The sequence below is a fragment of the Vibrio sp. 10N.286.49.E11 genome, from assembly GCF_041469505.1.
Taxonomy (GTDB): domain Bacteria; phylum Pseudomonadota; class Gammaproteobacteria; order Enterobacterales; family Vibrionaceae; genus Vibrio; species Vibrio crassostreae_C.
The window spans coordinates 1-1650 of sequence record NZ_JBFRKQ010000066.1 but is presented as its reverse complement, the minus strand read 5'-3'; the positions used below and the strand labels follow the sequence as shown (position 1 = coordinate 1650).

Sequence of the window (1650 nt, the reverse complement as noted above, 5' to 3'; positions counted from 1 at the left end):
ATTAGCTCGTACTCGTGGTGAGTAAGGTTCGCTAGTGATACACGTACTGATGCGTGTACTGTGTCGAAACCTTTACCAGGTAGTAAGATTACGCCGGTTTCGTGAGCAAGACGGAATAGGAAGTCTTTACCTTTCTCGTTAGCTTTGAACCAGTCGACAAACTCTTGACCGTAAAGTTTGCCACCTAGCGTGTCTAGCTCTAGTAGTGTGTAGTAATCCACACGGTCTTTGTTCTCTTCGATTGCTACACCCATGTTTTTGTAAAGCGTTGTGTAGCGCTCACGGATGATGCGTTTACAAGCGGCTTTGTAGCGACCTTCTGAGTCCATTAGACAAGTTAATGCAAACATCGCCATTTGTACTTGTTGTGGTAGAGACAGACCTGCAGTATGGTTCAATGCTACGCTGCGGCTATCAGCAACGATACGGTCGATGAATTTGATGTCACGTGGCTCTGGAGTTAGCGTTTTGTAACGGTCGTCCAATTGGCACTGTGTCGCTTCACTGAATGAGCGAAGTGTATCGTCGAACACGTTCTCATCGTGAATACCGATAGTGCCTAGACGCCAGCCTGTTGCACCGAAGTATTTAGAGAATGAGTAAACACATAGTGTGTTATACGGTAGTTTTGCGAACAGAGAAACGAACTCATCTGCGAATGTGCCGTACACGTCATCTGTGATGATGAATAGGTCACTGCGTTGCTCATTCACAAAGTTTGTTAGGTTCTCTAGAGTCTCGTCAGAGAATTTCACTGATGCTGGATTAGCAGGGTTAACGACGCAAAGTAGTTTGATGTCTGTATCTGCCAGTTTCTCGATTTCAGACATTGGTAGCTGCCAAGTGGTCTCATCAAGGCGTAGCTCTACGATTTCCAGCTCATATTCTGCTAGCTCTGGGATTTCTAGGTAAGGTGTAAAGATTGGCGTGATTAGCGCAACTTTGTCACCTTTTTTCAATAGACCATTGTTGAACATGGTTGCGAACGTGTACGTCATTGACGCAGTGCCGCCTTCTGTTGCGAACAGGTCAAAGTTAGTCGTCATTGGCATTGGGCCGTACATCTCTTCTGCGATGTATTGTTTAACCACTTTCTCGATGTTCACTAGCATACGTGGTGGCACTGGGTAGTTACACGCAAGGTAAGCCAGTACTAGCTCGTTTAGGAACGCTTGTTTTTCGATGCCTAGACGGTCTTTTGCGTAGCTTAGTGCACGACGTAGGAAATCAACGCCTTTGTCTGTTGCATATTGGCTTGCGAACGTGTCGAAACGCTCAACGATGCCGACGCCATCAGGGATACCACCGAAATCACCACCTAGGTAAGCGTAGTTACGCTCTGCTTCTGCTACCGCAAACTCACCAAGACGGATGAATGCTTTACGAGGTAGCGTTGCTAGGAAGTTAGGGTTACCACGACCTGCATCAAGAAGTGCACGATCTGGCACAGCTTGCGCCACTTCAATCAGTTTGTCTTTTAGCTCGAATGGGCTTAGGTCAGCGAATTTTGAAAAATCGATAGTTGGAGTTTGAGTAGTCATAATAGATACCTTACTTTCATAAATTTTAGCAAGTCGATCCCCTTCCCTATGTTTGGCCAGGGAATCGCTTAGTGTTTTAATTGGATTGACGTCTTAGACTGACGTTATA

Annotated in this window: 1 protein-coding gene; it reads right to left on the bottom strand. The window is 45.8% G+C overall.

What is annotated here, in order from left to right; genetic code table 11:
* Positions 1–1541 (bottom strand): bifunctional aspartate transaminase/aspartate 4-decarboxylase (locus AB4167_RS15865; protein ID WP_372136742.1); only part of this gene is annotated, 1541 nt, incomplete at its 3' end.
* Positions 1542–1650 lie beyond the last annotated feature (109 nt).